18 protein-coding genes are annotated in these 17,658 nt (G+C 62.7%); 10 read left to right on the plus strand and 8 right to left on the minus strand.

Annotation, left to right across the window (positions count from 1 at the left end):
* Window positions 1-227: 227 nt before the first annotated feature.
* On the minus strand, window positions 228-1,832 hold the full coding sequence (locus tag NKI32_RS27555) for an ABC transporter substrate-binding protein (protein WP_353004541.1): 1,605 nt from the start codon (window positions 1,830-1,832) through the stop codon (window positions 228-230).
* Window positions 1,833-2,196: 364 nt separating this feature from the next.
* Here NKI32_RS27555 and NKI32_RS27560 point away from each other — a divergent pair, with 364 nt between their 5' ends.
* Window positions 2,197-3,387, plus strand: a complete 1,191-nt coding sequence (locus NKI32_RS27560; protein ID WP_023712289.1) for a M24 family metallopeptidase — start codon at window positions 2,197-2,199, stop codon at window positions 3,385-3,387.
* 171 nt (window positions 3,388-3,558) lie between these two features.
* Here NKI32_RS27560 and NKI32_RS27565 read toward each other — a convergent pair whose 3' ends face one another.
* From NKI32_RS27565 to NKI32_RS27575, 3 genes are read right to left on the minus strand one after another with little or no spacing between them, the layout of a single operon-like run.
* A complete protein-coding gene (locus NKI32_RS27565; RefSeq protein ID WP_353004543.1) occupies window positions 3,559-3,975 on the minus strand; it encodes a cupin domain-containing protein in 417 nt (138 codons plus the stop codon).
* A gap of 4 nt (window positions 3,976-3,979) precedes the next feature.
* Entirely contained in the window at window positions 3,980-4,834 is an 855-nt protein-coding gene (locus NKI32_RS27570; protein ID WP_023712290.1) for a phosphoenolpyruvate hydrolase family protein, read from the minus strand.
* A gap of 13 nt (window positions 4,835-4,847) precedes the next feature.
* Window positions 4,848-6,041 carry a Tm-1-like ATP-binding domain-containing protein gene (locus tag NKI32_RS27575; protein WP_023744056.1) on the minus strand — a complete coding sequence of 398 codons (1,194 nt, stop codon included), beginning with the start codon at window positions 6,039-6,041 and terminating at the stop codon, window positions 4,848-4,850.
* A gap of 111 nt (window positions 6,042-6,152) precedes the next feature.
* On the opposite strand from NKI32_RS27575, the gene NKI32_RS27580 reads away from it, so the two are divergent.
* The 7 genes from NKI32_RS27580 to NKI32_RS27610 all read left to right on the plus strand — a co-directional run bounded on the left by NKI32_RS27580 (window position 6,153) and on the right by NKI32_RS27610 (window position 12,849).
* Window positions 6,153-6,836 carry a TetR/AcrR family transcriptional regulator gene (locus NKI32_RS27580; protein ID WP_353004546.1) on the plus strand — a complete coding sequence of 228 codons (684 nt, stop codon included), beginning with the start codon at window positions 6,153-6,155 and terminating at the stop codon, window positions 6,834-6,836.
* Window positions 6,837-7,195: 359 nt separating this feature from the next.
* Window positions 7,196-8,512 (plus strand): ABC transporter substrate-binding protein, encoded by a 1,317-nt coding sequence (locus NKI32_RS27585; RefSeq protein WP_023669849.1) that lies wholly within the window; start codon window positions 7,196-7,198, stop codon window positions 8,510-8,512.
* Window positions 8,513-8,579: 67 nt separating this feature from the next.
* Entirely contained in the window at window positions 8,580-9,485 is a 906-nt protein-coding gene (locus NKI32_RS27590; RefSeq protein WP_353004548.1) for a carbohydrate ABC transporter permease, read from the plus strand.
* A 1-nt stretch (window position 9,486) separates the two neighbouring features.
* Window positions 9,487-10,446 carry a carbohydrate ABC transporter permease gene (locus NKI32_RS27595; RefSeq protein WP_352624934.1) on the plus strand — a complete coding sequence of 320 codons (960 nt, stop codon included), beginning with the start codon at window positions 9,487-9,489 and terminating at the stop codon, window positions 10,444-10,446.
* Entirely contained in the window at window positions 10,443-10,664 is a 222-nt protein-coding gene (locus NKI32_RS27600; protein ID WP_023669846.1) for a hypothetical protein, read from the plus strand. The genes NKI32_RS27595 and NKI32_RS27600 overlap by 4 nt, the downstream gene beginning before the upstream one ends.
* Complete coding sequence (locus tag NKI32_RS27605; RefSeq protein ID WP_023753229.1) at window positions 10,661-11,764, plus strand: ABC transporter ATP-binding protein; 1,104 nt, start codon at window positions 10,661-10,663, stop codon at window positions 11,762-11,764. Before NKI32_RS27600 ends, NKI32_RS27605 begins: the two co-directional genes overlap by 4 nt.
* The gene (locus tag NKI32_RS27610) at window positions 11,764-12,849 is read left to right on the plus strand and encodes an ABC transporter ATP-binding protein (protein ID WP_023669844.1); all 1,086 of its coding nucleotides are present in this window, start codon (window positions 11,764-11,766) and stop codon (window positions 12,847-12,849) included. The genes NKI32_RS27605 and NKI32_RS27610 overlap by 1 nt, the downstream gene beginning before the upstream one ends.
* 38 nt (window positions 12,850-12,887) lie before the next feature.
* Here NKI32_RS27610 and NKI32_RS27615 read toward each other — a convergent pair whose 3' ends face one another.
* On the minus strand, window positions 12,888-13,466 hold the full coding sequence (locus NKI32_RS27615; RefSeq protein ID WP_352624931.1) for a TetR/AcrR family transcriptional regulator: 579 nt from the start codon (window positions 13,464-13,466) through the stop codon (window positions 12,888-12,890).
* Between the two features lie 93 nt (window positions 13,467-13,559).
* On the opposite strand from NKI32_RS27615, the gene NKI32_RS27620 reads away from it, so the two are divergent.
* On the plus strand, window positions 13,560-14,468 hold the full coding sequence (locus NKI32_RS27620) for an SDR family oxidoreductase (protein ID WP_352624930.1): 909 nt from the start codon (window positions 13,560-13,562) through the stop codon (window positions 14,466-14,468).
* 2 nt (window positions 14,469-14,470) lie between these two features.
* Here NKI32_RS27620 and NKI32_RS27625 read toward each other — a convergent pair whose 3' ends face one another.
* Complete coding sequence (locus NKI32_RS27625; RefSeq protein WP_023747011.1) at window positions 14,471-14,818, minus strand: GFA family protein; 348 nt, start codon at window positions 14,816-14,818, stop codon at window positions 14,471-14,473.
* Window positions 14,819-14,934: 116 nt separating this feature from the next.
* Here NKI32_RS27625 and NKI32_RS27630 point away from each other — a divergent pair, with 116 nt between their 5' ends.
* Window positions 14,935-16,233 (plus strand): amidase, encoded by a 1,299-nt coding sequence (locus NKI32_RS27630; protein WP_353004577.1) that lies wholly within the window; start codon window positions 14,935-14,937, stop codon window positions 16,231-16,233.
* A 3-nt stretch (window positions 16,234-16,236) separates the two neighbouring features.
* Here the strand turns inward: NKI32_RS27630 and NKI32_RS27635 are convergent, their stop codons facing one another.
* Window positions 16,237-16,605, minus strand: a complete 369-nt coding sequence (locus NKI32_RS27635) for a hypothetical protein (RefSeq protein WP_352624928.1) — start codon at window positions 16,603-16,605, stop codon at window positions 16,237-16,239.
* A gap of 68 nt (window positions 16,606-16,673) precedes the next feature.
* Window positions 16,674-17,651 (minus strand): NAD(P)-dependent oxidoreductase, encoded by a 978-nt coding sequence (locus tag NKI32_RS27640; RefSeq protein ID WP_352624926.1) that lies wholly within the window; start codon window positions 17,649-17,651, stop codon window positions 16,674-16,676.
* Window positions 17,652-17,658 lie beyond the last annotated feature (7 nt).

Here is a 17,658-nt window from a genome sequence, read left to right on the forward strand (position 1 = left end):
TAGGCACCCCCCTCTGTCCTGCCGGACATCTCCCCCGCAAGGGGGGAGATTGGATGTCGCATCTGCCTTCGCCAATCTTCGATGCCGAATGTACTCGACAGCGAAGCTGCTGATCTCCCCCCTTGCGGGGGAGATGTCCGGCAGGACAGAGGGGGGTGTGACGAAACGCGGCCCTACGCCGTGCCTTCACACCAATTTCTTTGCGAACGTTCATCCGCGCAAATGTGTCACGATTCCAGATACGTGTCCGCCCAGTTCGAAACCGCCCAGCGCGGGTTGTTGGCGATATTCCCCACCGTATCCCTTGCAACGCTGATGAAGCTCCATTCGGCGACGTTGATCAGCGGCAGGTCCGCCGCGACCTGTTTCTGGAATTCCTTGTAGAGGTCGGTGCGCGCTGACGTATCCAGCGTCTCCGAAGCCTTGGCGATCAGCGCGTCGAGCGCGGCGTTCTTGTAGCCGCCCTGGTTGGAGAACGGCACGCCGTCGGGAATGCCGCTCTGCACCAGGATGGTGGTCGAGATCGCCGGGTCGCCGCGGAACACCGGCGGGCCGACGGCGAGGTCGAAGGCGTGGTCGGTGTAGACGGCCTTGATGTGCGCGGCCGAGTCGTTGTTGACGATCACGGCGTCGATGCCGATTGCCGCCAGCGCCTGGCGCAGATAGTCGCCGAACTGCTTGGTCTCGTTGAAATAGGGTGCCGGCAGGAGTTTCAGCGCAAAACGCTTGCCGTCATCGGCGCGCTTGTACCCCGCGTCGTCGAGCAAGGCGTTGGCCTTGGCGACGTCGAATGGATAGATCGGCACGTCGGCAGTGTAGAATTGCGGATCGTTCTTCGGCACCGGGCCGGTGGCGGCAGCGGCATAGCCGAGGAACACCGTCTTGACGACGAAGTCCTTGTCGATGGCATGCGCGATCGCCTGGCGGACCTTCACGTCGGCCAGTTCCTTGCGGCGATGGTTGATCTCGACGACGAGCTGATAGGTCAGCCCCTCATAGCCCTTGGAGATCACCTTCAGGCCCGGCACCTTGGAGATGCGGTCGAGGTCGGCCAGGGGCACGGCGGAGAAGGCGGCGAGCTGGATCTCTTCGGCCTCGAGCGCCGCTGCAGCCGACGTGCGGTCGGGTAGCACCTGGTAGATGATCTCGTCGAGATACGGCTCGTCTTTGGCCCAGTAATCCGCATTCCTGGTCAGCTTGTAATACTGGCCGGCCTTGTATTCGCCGAACTTGAACGGCCCGGTGCCGATGGGTGCATTGTTGGCCGGGTTGTCCTCGATCTTGCCGACCTCGTAGATGTGCTTCGGCACCACGCTTGACAGCGCCGGCAGCGCGTTGCGGATCAGCTGGAACGGCGTTGGCTTGGCGAATTTGAAGACGGCGGTCAGATCGTCAGGGGTGTCGACGCTGGCCAGATCCTTGAACACGGTGCGGCCGAGATTTTGCAGCGGCTTCCAGATCTGCAGCGCGGAGAAGGCGACGTCGGCCGAGGTGAACGGCTCGCCGTCATGCCACTTGACGCCGTCGCGCAGTTTGAAGGTCACCGACAGCCCATCGGCAGCACCTTCCCAGGAGAGCGCCAAGCGGGGCTCGAGCCCGTCCTTGCCGTCGAACGAGGCTTCGGCCAGCGTCTCGACAATCTTGCTGGAGATGAAGAAAACGCCGTTGGAGGCGACGATTGCCGGGTTGAGATTGCGCGGCTCGGAATCGGCGGCGAGCACCAGCCGGCCACCTTTCTTCGGCGTCTGCGCCCAGCTGAATGTGGGCAGGGCGGTGGAGGCCAGCAGCAAAGCTGAGCCGCCAAGCAGCGTGCGTCTGGAAATATCTGACATGACCGAACTCCGTCCTCTCCGCGACCAGATGGGCGCACCCCTCGAAGCTGGCGGCACCCGCCAGCATCCTCGCGGCGATTATGGCCCTTGCCAAGGGTTTCGCCAGAGACGGAATTGGCGCATCCTTGCTTGGCTTTGAAATTTTCGTCCGCTGGACCAGTTTAGAGGTGGCCCTTTTATTCTGATATTCTGGTAGGACCAGATTGCCTTGATATGCAGCAAAGACGACTTGGCGACCGCCCGCTGAAGCAATTTGACCCTATTTCTGGCTGGACCAGAGTGGACAATGATGCAGATTTGACCGACAGCCAAGGGAATCGGGCGCAGCGCGGCCGGCGATCCCACGGAAATCAGGGAGAGAACAATGAACATTGCCCCGGGCAAGAATGCCGTCAGCAATATCCCGTTCGACCAGGCAAGGGTCGACCGGCTGATGGAGGAAGCCGGCATCGATGTGCTGCTGGCGACGTCCAAGCACAACACGCAATATCTGCTCGGTGGCTACAAATTCATCTTCTTCGCCGCCATGGATGCGATTGGCCACAGCCGCTATCTGCCTGTCGTCGTCTATGAGAAGGGCGGGCCGGATCATGCCGCCTATATCGGCAACCGCATGGAAGGCGCCGAGCACCAGAACAACCCGTTCTGGACGCCGACGCTGCATGCCGCCTGCTGGGGTACGCTCGACGCCGCCAATCTTGCGGTCGAGCATGTCAGCAAGATCGGCAAGGCAGGCGCCCGCATCGGCATCGAGCCGGCCTTCCTGCCGTCCGATGCCTATGCGCTGATCCGCAAGGCGTTGCCGGACGCGAAGCTGATCGACGCGACCGACATGCTGGAGCGCATGCGCGCCATCAAGACAGACGCCGAGCTGGAGAAGCTGCGCATCGCCTCCGAGCTGATCACCGATTCCATGTTGGCGACTATCCAGTGGGCGCGCGAAGGCACGACCAAGGCCGAGATGATCGAGCAGCTCAGGCGCGAGGAGACCAATCGCGGCGCGCATTTCGAATATTGCCTGCTGACGCTGGGCTCCAGCCACAACCGTGCGGCGTCACCGCAGGCTTGGAAAAAGGGCGAGGTGCTGTCGATCGATTCCGGCGGCAATTATCACGGCTATATCGGCGATCTCTGCCGCATGGGCATTCTGGGCGAACCGGATGCCGAGCTGGAAGATCTGTTGGCCGAGGTCGAGACGGTGCAGCAGGCGGCGTTCTCGAAGGTGAGGGCAGGCACCATCGGCGGCGATATGATTTCGCACGCGGAGGGCGTGCTGAAGGCGTCGAAGGTCGCGCCCTATACGGATTTCTTCGCCCATGGCATGGGCCTGATCACCCATGAAGCGCCGTTCCTGATGACCAACCACCCGGTCACCTATGAAGGCACTTATTCGGCCAAGCCGCTGGAGACGAACATGGTGCTGTCGGTGGAGACGACCATGCTTCACCCGACGCGGGGGTTCATCAAGCTGGAGGATACGCTGGCGGTGACGGATGCGGGGTATGTGATGTTTGGGGATCGGGCACGGGGGTGGAATAGAGGTGGGATAGCCTAGCTCGGCGCTACCCCCTCACCCGGATTGCCATCCGAATTGCGAAGGGCAATTCGGGGCTATCCGACCTCTCCCCGAGGGGAGAGGAGTTTGCGCCGGCGCTGGCTTCTGCCTCTTCTCCCCCTCGGGGAGAAAGTGGCCGCGAAGCGGCCGGATGAAGGGGGCCTTTCGCGATTACTTCCCCGCCGGGATCAACCTGAAATCCGGCAACTCCCGCAGCACCAGTTCGGGTCCGGCCGGCGAATAGACGACGAAGAGCTGCATCGGCCCATCGCCCGTGTTCAGTGTCGAATGGAAACGGCTTTCCGGCACATAGATGGTGCAGCCGGGGCCGACCTTGGCGACGACCGGATTGCCCTCCTCGTCCTCCACCATCTGCTCGCCATTGCCTGAGATGATGAAGATGATCTCTTCCGCGCCGGGATGGTTGTGGCGCGTGTGGCCCTTGCCTGACGGCAGGTCGACGACGCCGCCGGAAAAGCGCGTCGCGCCATTTACTTCCGGCGCGACTGTCAGCGACAGCTTGCCCCAGTCAAAGCCGAAGGCGCTCACGTCCTTCGGGTATACGAACACCTTGCTCTTGTCGGTCATGATCTCATCCCTTCTTTTTCTTCTGGTCGTGCAGCGTGACGGCCTTGAAATCCGCCGTCTGCCTGGCGATCGCGGCTTCAGCCGGCAGCCGTTCCATCGAACTCGCGCCATAAAAGCCATGCAGGCCCTTGCAGCGGTCGAGGATGTAGCGGGCATCATCCGGCATCGAGATTGGCCCGCCATGGCAAAGCAGGATGACATCCTTGCGCACCGAGCGCGCCGCGTTGGCGATGGCGTCGATCTCGACCACGCAGTCGTCGAGCGACTTGGCCGACGTGGCTCCGATCGAGCCGCCGGTCGTCACCCCCATATGGGCAACGACGATGTCGGCGCCGGCTTTTGTCATGGCGCGCGCCTCGTCGGGGTTGAAGACATAGGGCGTGGTCAGAAGATCGAGCTTGTGCGCCTCGGCGATCATGTCGACCTCCAGCCCGAAGCCCATGCCGGTTTCCTCAAAACTCTGGCGCATGCTGCCATCGAACAGGCCGATGGTCGGGAAATTCTGCACGCCGGAAAAGCCCATCGTCTTCAGCTCGGCAAGCAGCAGCGGCATGATGACGAAGGGATCGGTGCCGTTGACACCGGCCAGCACCGGCGTCTTTTTGACCACCGGCAGCACCTCGTAGGCCATTTCCTTGACGATCTCGTTGGCGTTGCCATAGGCGAGCAGGCCGGCAGCCGAGCCGCGCCCGGCCATGCGGTAGCGGCCGGAATTGTAGATGATGATGAGGTCGATGCCGCCGGCTTCCTCGGCCTTGGCCGACAGGCCGGTGCCGGCGCCGCCCCCGACGATGGGCACGCCGTCGGCGATCATCGCCTTGAACTTCTTCAATATGTCTTTGCGCGGTATTGCGGGCATTTGTTGGCTCTCACTATCTGGCGATGTCGAGGAAGGCCGCGGTTGCGGCTTTGGCAAATTCCGGATCGTTGATGTGCAACGGCAGGCGTGTGACGCGGCGCGCGGCGTTCGGCTTGATGGTGCGCTCGACGGCATCGAACAGCACGGCGTCGGCTTCGGGGTCGAAGAAGGCGCCGCCCTCGATGTCGAGTGCCGAGACGCCTTTTTCGGGGATCAGGAAATGCACAGGGCCCTCGCAGCGAGCGAGCCTGGTGCCGATCCACTCGCCTATACCGCGGCATTCGTCCACCGTGGTGCGCATCAGTGTGACGTTGGGATTGTGCTCGTAGAACAGCCGGCCCCTAAACTTCTCGGGAATGGTCGGCGGCGCCCAGAAATTGACCATGTCCAGCGCGCCGACCGAGCCTACATAGGGCAGCTTGGTGCGGGCGATAGCGCCGAAGCGGTCTTCCGTCGCCGGCAGCACGCCGCCGAACAACAGGTCGCAGACTTCCGTCGTGGTGATGTCGATGACGCCGGCGAGCAGGCCCGAGTCCGCGAGCTTCTCCATCGAGCGGCCGCCGGTGCCGGTGGCGTGGAAGACCATGCAGTCGTAGTTGGCGCGCAACTGATCCGCGATGGCGGTCACGCAAGGCGTGGTGACGCCGAACATGGTGAGCCCGAGTGCCGGCTTGCCAGTGGCGACTGGCGCCGGCCTGGCGGCCATGCCGGCGATTGCCTGCGCCGCATTGTGCAGCACGACGCGTGACAGCCGGTTCAGTCCCGCCATATCGGTGACCGATGGCATCATGATGATGTCGGAGACGTCGACATAGGCCGCGGTGTCGCCGGAGGCGAGCGTCGAGACCATGATCTTGGGCAGCCCAAGCGGCAGCGCGCGCATGCCGGCAGTGATGATCGACGTGCCGCCGCCGCCGCCAATGCCGATCACGCCTGATATGTCGTCGCGCGACGGAATGAAATTTGTGAAGGCGGCGCTCATGCCGGCCACCGCCGTGCCGCGATCGACGATGCCGAGCACGCCACTGGCTCCATCCGGATGATGCGCCGCGACCTCGCTGGCCGGGATATCGACCGGCACGGTGGCGCCGCGCGTTCCGATGTCGACACGGGCAACCGAACTGCCGGTGGCGGCAATAGCATCGGCCAGGAAGGCAAGTTCCTCGCCCTTGGTGTCGGCTGTGCCCACCACGTAGATGCGCTTCATCGCGTTTCTCCCGTCACCGGCCGACCGGCGCCGGGCCGCCTGTCGCCCTTTGCCGGCCTTTCGGTAGGCAAAGGTCATTGCAATTTTTTGAGACGCGCGTATCGTATTGACATGGAAGTCTCACGTCAACAAGCCGCTGGGAACGACGACGCCAACGAGGCTGCCGAACGCGGCCCGCGGGCCCGCACAAAACGGCTGATGCTGGAGACGGCGACGCGGCTGATGCAGGCGGGCGTCACCCCGTCTGTCAGCGAAGTCGCGGAGGCGGCGCAAGTGTCGCGCGCCACCGCCTATCGCTATTTCCCAAGCCAGGCAGCCCTGGTGCAGGCGGTGGTCGACGAGGGGCTTGGGCCGATCCTGACCTGGCAATCGACGTCCACCGATGCCGGGCGCCGCGTCGCCGAACTGTTCGACACCGCCATGCCGCGCATCGAGGCTTTCGAGGCAACTTTCAAGGCAGCGCTGAAACTGTCGCTCGACCAATGGGCGCAGCGGCAGGCGGGCACGTTGGACGGCGAGCCGCAATTCACGCGCGGACATCGCGTCCAGCTGCTGAAGGACGCCATCGCACCGCTCAAGGGCCGGCTGCCGCCGCGCGAGTTCAAGCGACTGGCACAGGCGCTGTCGATGATGTTCGGCGTCGAAGTGCTGATCGTGCTGAAGGATATATGGGAGCTCGATAGCCGCGGCATGCGGTCGGTCGCGCAATGGGCGGCGGGCGCCCTTGTGCGCGCCGCGGTGGCGGAATCAACGGCTGAAACCGATGCGGTCCGGCCAGAGGCGTTGGCGAAATAGCGCCAATCTGGTTCGACCAGATTTGGATGCGCACTATTGATGTTAACCGGGATGGCGGTGCCGAAACAAGGCTCTCCTATATCAACGAGTAGGAAAATTCAGGGAAAACAGTCGGATACAAGAAGAATCCGGTTATACAAGGTCCGGTGGTGGTCCAAGAAAGAGCTTGACGGCTATCCAAAATTGGTAATACCAGATCAGGACAGAAAAAGCGGATCGAAAGTGAGAGCTGCGATCCAGTTTCCGGCAAAGCGAGGAGGCTTGGAACCGGAAAGGTGCGATCTCGGGAGGAACTACCAGGCCGGCTTCACCGCCGGCTAGCATGACAAGGTAGAATGCGCACAAGGGAGGAAATCATTATGCGCAAGACAATGACCAGCCTGCTTGCTGGTATCGGCTTAGTACTTGCCTGCGGAACGTCCGTCTACGCGCAGGACAAGGAGCTCACCATCTTTTGGGCGGAATGGGATCCGGCCAATTATCTGCAGGAACTCGGCAACGAGTACGAGAAGGAAACCGGCGTCAAGATCACGGTGGAAACCACGCCCTGGTCCGACTTCCAGACCAAGGCTTTCACCGAGTTCAACGCCCATGGCGACGCCTATGATATGGTCGTCGGCGACTCGCAATGGCTCGGCGCCGGCTCGACCGGCGGCCACTATGTCGACCTGACCGACTTCTTCAACAAGCACAAGCTTGGCGAAGTGATGGCGCCGGCAACGGTGAAATATTACGCCGAGTATCCGGGCGGCAGCAGCAAGTACTGGGCGATCCCGCTCGAAGGCGACGCTGTCGGCTGGTCCTATCGCAAGGACTGGTTCGAGGACCCGAAGGAAAAGGAAGCCTTCAAGGCCAAGTACGGCTACGATCTCGACGTGCCGAAGGATTTCAAGGCGCTGCGCGACATCGCGGAGTTCTTCTACCGGCCGGATCAGAAGCGATACGGCATCGCCATCTACACCGACAATTCCTATGACGCGATGGCGATGGGCTTCGAAAACGCGCTGTTCTCCTTCGGCGGCGAACTGGGTGACTACAAGACCTACAAGGTCGACGGCTTCATCAACTCCGACAAGGCAATCGCCGCACTCGACGCCTACAAGGAACTCTACACGTTCACGCCTCCGGGCTGGGCCAAGTCGTTCTTCGTGGAGGACAATCAGGCGATCACCGAAAACCTGGCCGCGATGAGCATGAACTACTTCGCGTTCTTCCCCTCGCTGATCAACGAGGCGTCGAACCCGAACGCCAAGAACACCGGCTTCTTCGCCAATCCTCCAGGCCCGAACGGCGATCAGTTCGCCGCACTCGGCGGTCAGGGCATCTCGATCGTTTCCTACTCCAAGAAGCAGGAAGAGGCGACGAAGTTCCTTGAATGGTTCATCAAGGACGAGACCCAGAAGAAGTGGGCGGCACTCGGCGGCTACACCTGCAGCGCCGCCGTGCTCAAGTCGGAGGAGTTCCAGAACGCCACGCCGTACAACAAGGCCTTCTACGAGACCATGTTCAAGGTGAAGGACTTCTGGGCGGTGCCGGAATATGCCGAGCTGCTGCAGCAGCTCAACCAGCGCGTCTATCCCTACATGATCGGCGGCGAAGGCACCGCCAAGGAAACGCTGGACGCGCTCGCAGGCGACTGGAACGCGACGTTCAAGAAATACGGCCGCGGCCAATAAGCAGCATTTGTCGCGGAGGAGGCATCCGTGCCTCCTCCGTTCTTTTTTCCGAAACGGGAGCAGGGTCTTGGCGACCACGATGATCACAACGCTGGACACTTCTTCGCGGGCCGCTGCACGCGGTCTGAGCGACATGTCGATCCGCAACCTCTTCATAATCCCGACGATCCTGTTCCTGATCGTCTTCAATATTTTCCCGCTGATCTATTCGCTGGGCTATTCCTTCACCGATTTCCGCGCGTCGACCAACGCGCCGGCAAATTTCGTCGGGCTGCAGAATTATCGCGACCTGCTCAACGACCCCTATGTCTGGTCCAACTTCGCCATCACCGCGAAGTACGTCATCATCTCGGTCGCGGGTCAGCTGCTCGTCGGCTTCGGCGTGGCCATGCTGCTCAACCGGGATATTCCCCTCAAGGGTCTCATCACAACGCTGCTGCTGCTGCCGATGATGCTGTCGATGGCCGTCGTCGGTCTGTTCTGGAAACTGCTCTATGATCCGTCATGGGGGGTCATCAACTATGCGCTTGGCCTCGGCAATTTCGAGTGGCTGGCCGACCCCAAGATGGCGCTCTATGCGGTTGCGCTGACCGACATCTGGATGTGGTCGCCCTTCGTCATGCTGTTGTCGCTGGCCGGTCTTTCAGCGGTGCCGAAGCATCTCTACGAAGCAGCGGCGATCGACCGCGCCGGACCGTTCTACACCTTCTTCCGCATCACGCTGCCGCTGGTCGCGCCGATCCTGATGATCGCGGTCATCTTCCGCACCATGGAAGCGTTCAAGACCTTCGACCTCGCCTATATCCTGACCAGCCAGCCGACGGCCGAGCTGATCTCTATCCGGCTGTACAAGATGGCGTTCCAGGAATGGCAGACCGGACGCTCCTGCGCGCTCGCCTACATCGTGCTGGTCATGGTGCTGGCCATCACCAACATCTACGTCAAGTACCTCAACAAGGTGAAGGAGCGCTGAGATGGCCGCCGTCCGCACTTCTTCCGAAATAGGCTTCAATCGCGTCGCCATCGTCGCCGTCCTTTTGGTGACGATCATCTTCCTGGCGCCGATCTACTGGATCGCCTCGACGGCGTTCAAGCCGCGCAATCTTGCCACGACCATCCCGCCGACGGTGGTGTTCCAGCCCGAGATATCGCCGTTCGTCAAGCTGTTCACCAAGCGCTCGCAGATGCGCAACCCGCCGTCGCCGGAAGAGTATGCGGCGGCACCCTGGTGGGAACGTGTCGTGTTCGACGGCGGTGAAAAGATCGTGCGCGACGGCAAGGGCCAGGTGCAATGGTCCGGCTATCCGAGCCGCTTCATGAACTCGCTGATCATTGCCATCACCTCGACGGTGCTGGCTGTCGGCATGGGTACCTTCACCGCCTACGGCTTCTCGCGCTTCAAGGTGAAGGGGGAGGCGGATCTGCTCTTCTTCATCCTGTCGACGCGCATGCTGCCGCCGGTGGTGGTCGCCATCCCGATGTTCCTGATGTACCGGGCGGCCGGCCTCAACGATTCCCATATCGGGCTGATCATCCTCTACACCGCCTTCAACCTGTCCTTCTCGGTGTGGCTGATGAAGGGGTTCATGGACGAGATTCCGAAGGAGTATGAAGAGGCAGCGCTGGTCGACGGCTATACCCGCATGGAAGCCTTCTTCAAGATCGTGCTGCCGGAGGCCGCTACCGGCATCGCCGCCACCGCGGTTTTCTGCTTCATCACGGCGTGGAACGAGTATGCCTTCGCGCTGATCATGACCAACCGCCGCGCCCAGACGGCGCCCCCCTTCATTCCCAGCCAGGTCGGCGCCGGCCTGCCGGACTGGACGGTGATCGCCGCCGGAACTTTCCTGTTCCTGCTGCCGGTCGCAATCTTCACCTTCCTGCTCCGCAACCATTTGCTGCGCGGCATGTCCTTCGGAGCGATCCGCAAATGAGCTTTCGAGCCATCAACCAGAAATATCTCGAACCGGGGTCTCAGGTGCTGATGGTGCTCGGCATCATTGCGCTTTGCCAGCCGTGGAACCTGCTGCTGCACAGCTATGGCGTGACCATCATCCTGATCGGCCTGATCGGCTTCAACATCACCTCGAAGATCGCGCCGGCGGAGAAGGCCGGTACCGGCCAGGTGCGCAATCCGGGAGCAGAGCATTGACCCAGATTGAGCTTCGCGGCGTCCAGAAATTCTTCGGTGCCGTCCAGGTCATCAAGGACCTCAACCTCAAGATCGATGACAACGAGTTCATCGTGCTGCTCGGGCAATCGGGTTGCGGCAAGACGACGACATTGCGGGCGGTTGCCGGGCTGGAGACGATCGACGGCGGTGACATCCTCATTGACGGCAAGCCGGTGCAACACCTCAAGGCCGCCGACCGCGACATCGCCATGGTGTTCCAGTCGTTCTCGCTCTACCCGCATATGAGCGTCTATGAGAACATTGCTTTTCCCTTGCGCGCGACGCGCAAGAGCAAGGCCGAGATCGATAGCGAGGTGCGCTCGGTCGCCAAGACGCTGCAGATCACGGAACTGCTGGCCAAGAAGCCGTCGGCGCTGTCGGGCGGCGACATGCAGCGTGTGGCCATCGGCCGGGCTCTGGTGCGGCGGCCGAAGGCGATGCTGATGGACGAGCCGATCGGCGCCCTCGACGCCAAGCTGCGCGAAGAGATGAGGGCCGAGATCAAGCGGCTGCACATCAAACAGGGCTCGACCACCATCTATGTCACGCACGACCAGATCGAGGCGATGAGCCTCGCCGACCGCATCGTGATCATGCATGAGGGCGTGCTGCAGCAGGTCGGTTCGCCCGACGAGGTCTATTCGCATCCGGCCAATCTGTTCGTGGCGCAGTTCGTCGGCAGCCCGGTGATGAACGTCGCCGACGCGGCGATCGCCGAGACCGCTTCGGCGGCCTCGGTCACCCTCGGTGGCGCTGCCGCCGGCTTCGAATTCCCGCGCACGCTTTTGTCCAAGCTCAACGGCCATGCCGGCGGCCAGCTTGCGCTCGGCATCCGGCCGGAAGGCGTGCTGGTGCGCCATGAAGCGGCGGAGGGTTTCGTGCCGGTCGAGACACAGATCGTCGAGCCGCTCGGCTCGTTCGACATTGTCGATCTCAAGGTCGGCTCCAAGATGCTGCGTGCGCGCACCAAGAGCGGCTTCGTCGGCGGCCCGGGCGAAAAGGTCTTCGCCAGGATCGATCCGACGCAGGCACATTTCTTCGACACGGCAAGCGGCAAGTCGCTTGAGGTGAGGCTCTGATGGCTCATATCCAGCTCAAGAATATTTCCAAGAGCTTCGGCAACCACACCGCACTGACCGGGCTCGATCTCGAGATCGCCGATGGCGAATTCTTCGTGCTGCTCGGCGAGACCGGCGCCGGCAAGACGACGACGCTGCGCATGATCGCGGGTCTGGAAAAGCCGACCGAGGGTCAGGTGTTCATCGACGGCGTCGACGTCGCCGACTGGGGTGCGGCCGAGCGCGACGTGGCGCTGGTGCTTCAGCAATATTCGCTCTATCCGCGCTATACGGTGCGCGAAAATCTCGAATTCCCGCTGAAGCCGAAGATACGTCGGCTGCCGGATGCCGAGATCAAGGACCGTGTTGCGCGGGCGGCCAAGACACTGCGGATCGAGCATCTGCTCGACCGCAAGACTGACCGCCTTTCAGGCGGCGAAATGCAGCGCGTCTCGATCGGGCGCGCCATCGTGCGCAAGCCGCGCGTGTTCCTGATGGACGAACCGCTGTCGGCGCTCGACGCCAAACTGCGCGAGGCGCTGCGCACGGAACTGAAGAACCTGCAGATCCAGCTTGGCGCCACCTTCCTGTTCGTCACCCACGACCAGATCGAGGCGATGTCGATGGGCGACAAGGTGGGCGTGCTCAACCATGGCCGCATCATCCAGACCGGCACGCCGCACGAGATCTATAACAATCCGCGCGATACCTATGTGGCCAGCTTCGTCGGCTCGCCGCCGATGAACCTGATCGATGGCAAGCTGGTCAACGGCCGCGCGGTGATGGCGCCGCTGAATTTCGAACTGCCTTTCTCTGGGGGTGCCAAGGCGGGCGGTGCGACCGACGGTCGCCCGCTCGTCTTCGGTATTCGACCTGAGGATGTGTATCTTGAAAGCGGTGCGCCGGTCGAGGCACGCGTCCACGATGTCGAGAACCATGGCGTGGAAAAGATCCTGACTCTGCGGGTCGGCGACACGACGCTGCGCGCCACGGTGCCGGCCAGAACCGATGTCCAGATCGAGCAGCCGGTGCGCTTTGCCTGGAATCAGGACAAGGTGGTGCTGTTCGACAAGGGCAGCGGCGTGAGCTTGCGGCACGCCAGCTAATTTAGACTACATCCACTCCCAGCTTGCGCAGCGGCCCATCACGGTTTTCGGGCCGCTGTCTTGGTGATGGCTGCAACGAAGCACTTGAGGCTTTCCTCGACATAGGTGGCCACCTCGATCGTCGGGTCAAAACTCCACCACAGCAGTGAGCCCTGCCAATGCGATGCCATCAGCAGGCCGATGTCGCGCGGGGTGTCGGGCGTTCCGGCGAAGCAAGCCGCAAGGGCCTCGCTCAGGAACGCTTTCCAGGCGGCGCCCCGCGCCCTGAGCACGGGGTCGCGCAGATCCTCGCGCAGCACGAGCAGGCCTTCGGCATAGGCTTCGATGCCGCCATAGCCCTGCGATAGTCCCACCAGAAGCTCGATGGCGCCTGCCGGGGTTTTGGCAACCGTGGCCGTCAGCATCCTGGTCTTGTCGTCGAGACCGCCCCAGGCACAGAGCAAGGTGCGCTGCTTCAGCTGCGCCTTGTTTCCAAAGCGCTGCACCAGTGTCGCGCCCGAGAGGCCGCAGGCCTTTGCCAGCCGCTCAAAGGTGAGCGCCTCGGGGCCTTGATCGTGAATCAATCGCAGCGCGGCTTCCAGCACCTGCTCGTCGGATTGCGTTTTTGGTCGAGTCATCTTGACATCCAGATATAACCGAATGATCATTTATATCTGATGTGAGCGGCGAAGGCCAGCTGGATTAATCATTGTTTCGTTTGGGAGCGTACCATGACATTGCAGGGAAAAGTCGCTTTGGTCGCCGGCGCCACGCGTGGCGCAGGGCGGGGAATCGCGGTTGAGCTCGGTGCCGCCGGCGCCACCGTCTATGTCACGGGGCGCACCACACGCAGCCAGCAATCCGACTATGCCCGGCCCGAAACCATCGAGGAGACGGCGGAGCTGGTTTCTTCGCATGGCGGCAAGGGCATTGCCGTGCAAGTCGATCATATGGTGACTGATGATGTGCGCAGTCTGGTCGAGCGCATCCGGGCCGAACAGGGTCGGCTCGACATTCTGGTCAACGATGTCTGGGGCGGCGAAAAGCTGTTCGAGTGGAATAAGCCGGTCTGGGACCACAATCTGGAAAACGGCCTGCGCCTGTTGCGGCTCGGCATCGACACGCATCTGATCACCGCGCATCATGCGCTGCCGCTGATGATCGAGCGGCCGGGCGGGCTGCTGGTCGAGGTCACTGACGGCACCGCCGAGTACAATGCCGATCACTATCGGCTGTCGCCGTTCTACGATCTCGCCAAGGTCGCGGTGAACCGCATGGCATGGGCACACGCCAAAGATCTTGCTGCGCATGGCGCCACCTCGGTGTCGCTGACGCCCGGCTGGCTTCGTTCCGAAATGATGCTGGAGGCGTTTGGCGTCACTGAAGACAATTGGCGCGACGCCACCGCCAACGTGCCGCATTTCGTCATTTCCGAAACGCCGCGCTTTGTCGGCCGCGCGGTTGCGTCGCTTGCGGCGGATCCGGATCGTGCGCGCTGGAACGGCCAGTCGCTGTCCAGCGGTGGGTTGGCGCAGATTTATGGTTTTACCGATCTCGACGGCTCACGCCCGGACGCCTGGCGCTATGTTCCGGAGGTACAGGACGCCGGCAAACCTGCCGATGCCGCGGGTTACCGGTAAGCTTAGACCGAGCGGCCATCGAAGTCGAAAATCGACAGACCGGCAGCGTCAATATCCGCAACGCAGTTAAGGTTGACGTAGGCGCTGCGTTCGTTGCCCTGACTGACATCCTCGGCGAAGGGATGGATGCCGCAGGTCCGGCAGAAGCGATGCGCCAATACGTGATTGTTGAACGTATAGGTGCCGAGATCATCGCCCCATGCGAGCACCTTCAGGCTGTCATGCGGGATGGCGCATAACAGCACGCCCTTGCGCCTGCACATCGAACAATTGCACCGCACGGCGCCGGTCAGTTCGGCTTTGAATTCGAACGCTACCTTGCCGCAGTGGCAGCTGCCTTTGTACAGCATCAGTCTCTTCCTATCGCTTGCAGGTGCAAAGGCACGCTGTCCGGGTTATTCCTTCCGCTGACCTAGCGGGCCATATGCCTTAAAGACGCTCCACCTTGACGGAATCCGACATCGACATGCAATCAATCCGCGATCGTCTCGAGATCATCCTGTCACGTCTTGCCAATTGCGCGGCAGGCGAGAAGGTGTTCACCAAACTCTATGCCGAGGCGGCGCGCGCAGCGGCCGAGGCCACCGATGCGCGCAAGAAGGCCGGCGTATCGCTCGGGCCGCTCGACGGCGCCATCATCTCGATCAAGGATCTGTTCGATGTCGCCGGTGAATCGACCACGGCCGGTTCGCTGATGTTGAGGGACACCGCGCCCCGTCGGCACGACGCTGCGGTCGTCAACCGTCTGCGCCAGGCCGGCGCCGTCATCATCGGCAAGACCAACATGACCGAATTCGCCTTCACCGCCATCGGCGACAACATGCACTACGGCACACCGGGCAATGCCGCCGACACCAGCCGCATTCCGGGCGGTTCGTCGTCGGGCGCCGCCGTGTCCGTTGGCGAGGGGACGAGCGACATTTCCATCGGCTCCGACACCGGCGGTTCGGTGCGCATCCCGGCATCGCTGAACGGCGTCGTCGGTTTCAAGCCGACGGCGCGGCGCGTGCCGCTGACTGGTGCCTATCCCCTTTCTGCGACGCTGGATTCGATCGGGCCGCTGGCGCTGAGTGTTGCTGCGTGTGCCCTGGCTGACGCCGCGATGACGGGCGAGCAGATGCCGCAACTGCACCTGCCGTTAGCGCTTGCCGGGCTTCGTGTCGGCATTCCGCGCGGCCTGCTTTTCGAAGACACGGAAACGGAGATTGCCGCCGCGTTCGATCGCAGCCTTGCCGGGATCGAGCAGGCAGGCGCGTGGCTCACGGACATTTCGATCGACGACCTCATTGCCGATCTGCGCCTGGCCACCAAACGCGGCTCGATCGCGGCCATGGAAGGTGCTGAAATCCATGCCGACTGGCTGGCGACGGGCGCATCGGTGCCGGTCGATCCCCATGTCAGCGGGCCGCTGTCGCGGGCGGCGGCCATACCGACGCCGGTTTATATCAGGGCAATGCGTCGTCGCGCGGCACTGTGCATAGCCATGGACGAGCGGTTGGGTTCGGTCGATGTGCTGGCTCTGCCGACCACGCCGGTGACAGCGCCGACTATCGTTTCGATGGCCGAGGATACGGCTCTGCGTGAACGCACGGAAGGTCTGCTGCTGCGCAACACCCAGGTCGCCAACCAGTTCGACCTCTGCGCGATCTCACTGCCGATGCCCGGCATGACGCTGCCGGCCGGGCTGATGCTGGTGGCGCGCAATGGCCGTGACCACCATTTGCTGCGCATCGCGGCTGAAGTCGAAGGGCTGCTTGGTCGGTGATAGTCAGCGCGACGAGCAGTGCTTGCGTTCGCTGTCCTTGGCGGTGCGCAGGATGCCCGTCGCGACCAATGTTGGCACGTCGTGCTGCTTGCCGTTGAAGCTGTGTGGCCGGTTCTCGATTGTTCCTGTGACAACGAGCTTGCCGGCATAGAGCTTGTCGGAAAGGTCAAGCGCCTTGTCCTGCTGCGGCAAGCCGTCGATGTCGACCCACACACCCTTGACGACCTTTCCGGTGGCGAGGTCGAGCGCGCTGGTAGAAGGGCAGGGCGCCATCACGCAGCGCAGGCCGTTGTCGCAAGGCACGTAGCTGCTTTCGGCCTGAGCCTCGGCTGGCGGCACGCTTGTACCGGCAATCAGAAGAAGAACTCTCACGACGCTCTTGACCATGTCGGCGAAGGTCGACGGCAAATCCGCGAAAATTGAGGCGGCTCGCAGAAACGTCAGTCGGCAGGAAACCGTCTGCGGTAATGCTCGACCACGTCGGGATTGCGCAGATTGACAGGCAGCCGGTTGGCCAGCACCAGCAAGGTCTCGCCGGCAGCACCCACCCCCATGCGCATCATCGATTGCTCGGTGATCCCCGCCATATGCGGGGTGACGATGACATTGTCGAAACCGAAATAGGGATGGTTTGCCGGCAGCGGCTGCGTGGCAAAGACGTCGAGTGCGGCGCCGCCGATGCGGTCCTTGCGCAAGGCCTCGATCAGCGCCTCGTCATCGATCACCGGTCCGCGCGAAATGTTGACCAAAAGCGCGTGCGGCTTCATGCGGGCAATGCGTTCGCGGCTGATCAGGCCGCGCGTTTCCGGCGTCAGCGGGCAGCAGAGCACGATGATGTCGCTCTGTTCGATCAGCGCATCGATCGACAGGAAGCCGATCCTGTCGGGTGCCGGCTGCATGCTGCGGGTCGTCGCCACGACGTCGAGGCCGAAGCCGTGCGCGGCGATATGGGCGACCGCCTGACCGATGGCGCCGAAGCCGATGATGCCGATGGTCTTGCCGGCAAGCTCGCTGGCATGGCTGGCGTGGTCGCGGCCGGCATTCCAGCCCTTGGCGCGCAAGTCGCGGTCGACCGAACGGAAGCGCCGAAGCAGGGCAAGGGCCGCGAACATCACATATTCAGCGACCGAACGCGCATTGACCGCCGGCACGTTGGCGACCAGCACGCCGGCCGCGGCCGCGGCCTCCATCGGCACCATGTCGAGCCCGGCGCCGTGGCGGACCGCTGCTCTGAGTTTCGTGGCGTTTTCGAACAGCGACGGCGGCAGCGGTGCGCGAACGATGATGACGTCGGCATGCTTCGCCTCGGCGGTCAGCGTTGCCGCATCGAGGGCTGAGGCGACGACGAGTTCACCGGCGCCCGCCAGCATTGCGGAGGCACGCGGATGCAGCGTGTGCGTCGACAGAATTCTGGGCATGGGGCTC

Origin of the sequence: Mesorhizobium sp. M0761 (assembly GCF_040320205.1) — a bacterium.
Lineage (GTDB): Bacteria > Pseudomonadota > Alphaproteobacteria > Rhizobiales > Rhizobiaceae > Mesorhizobium.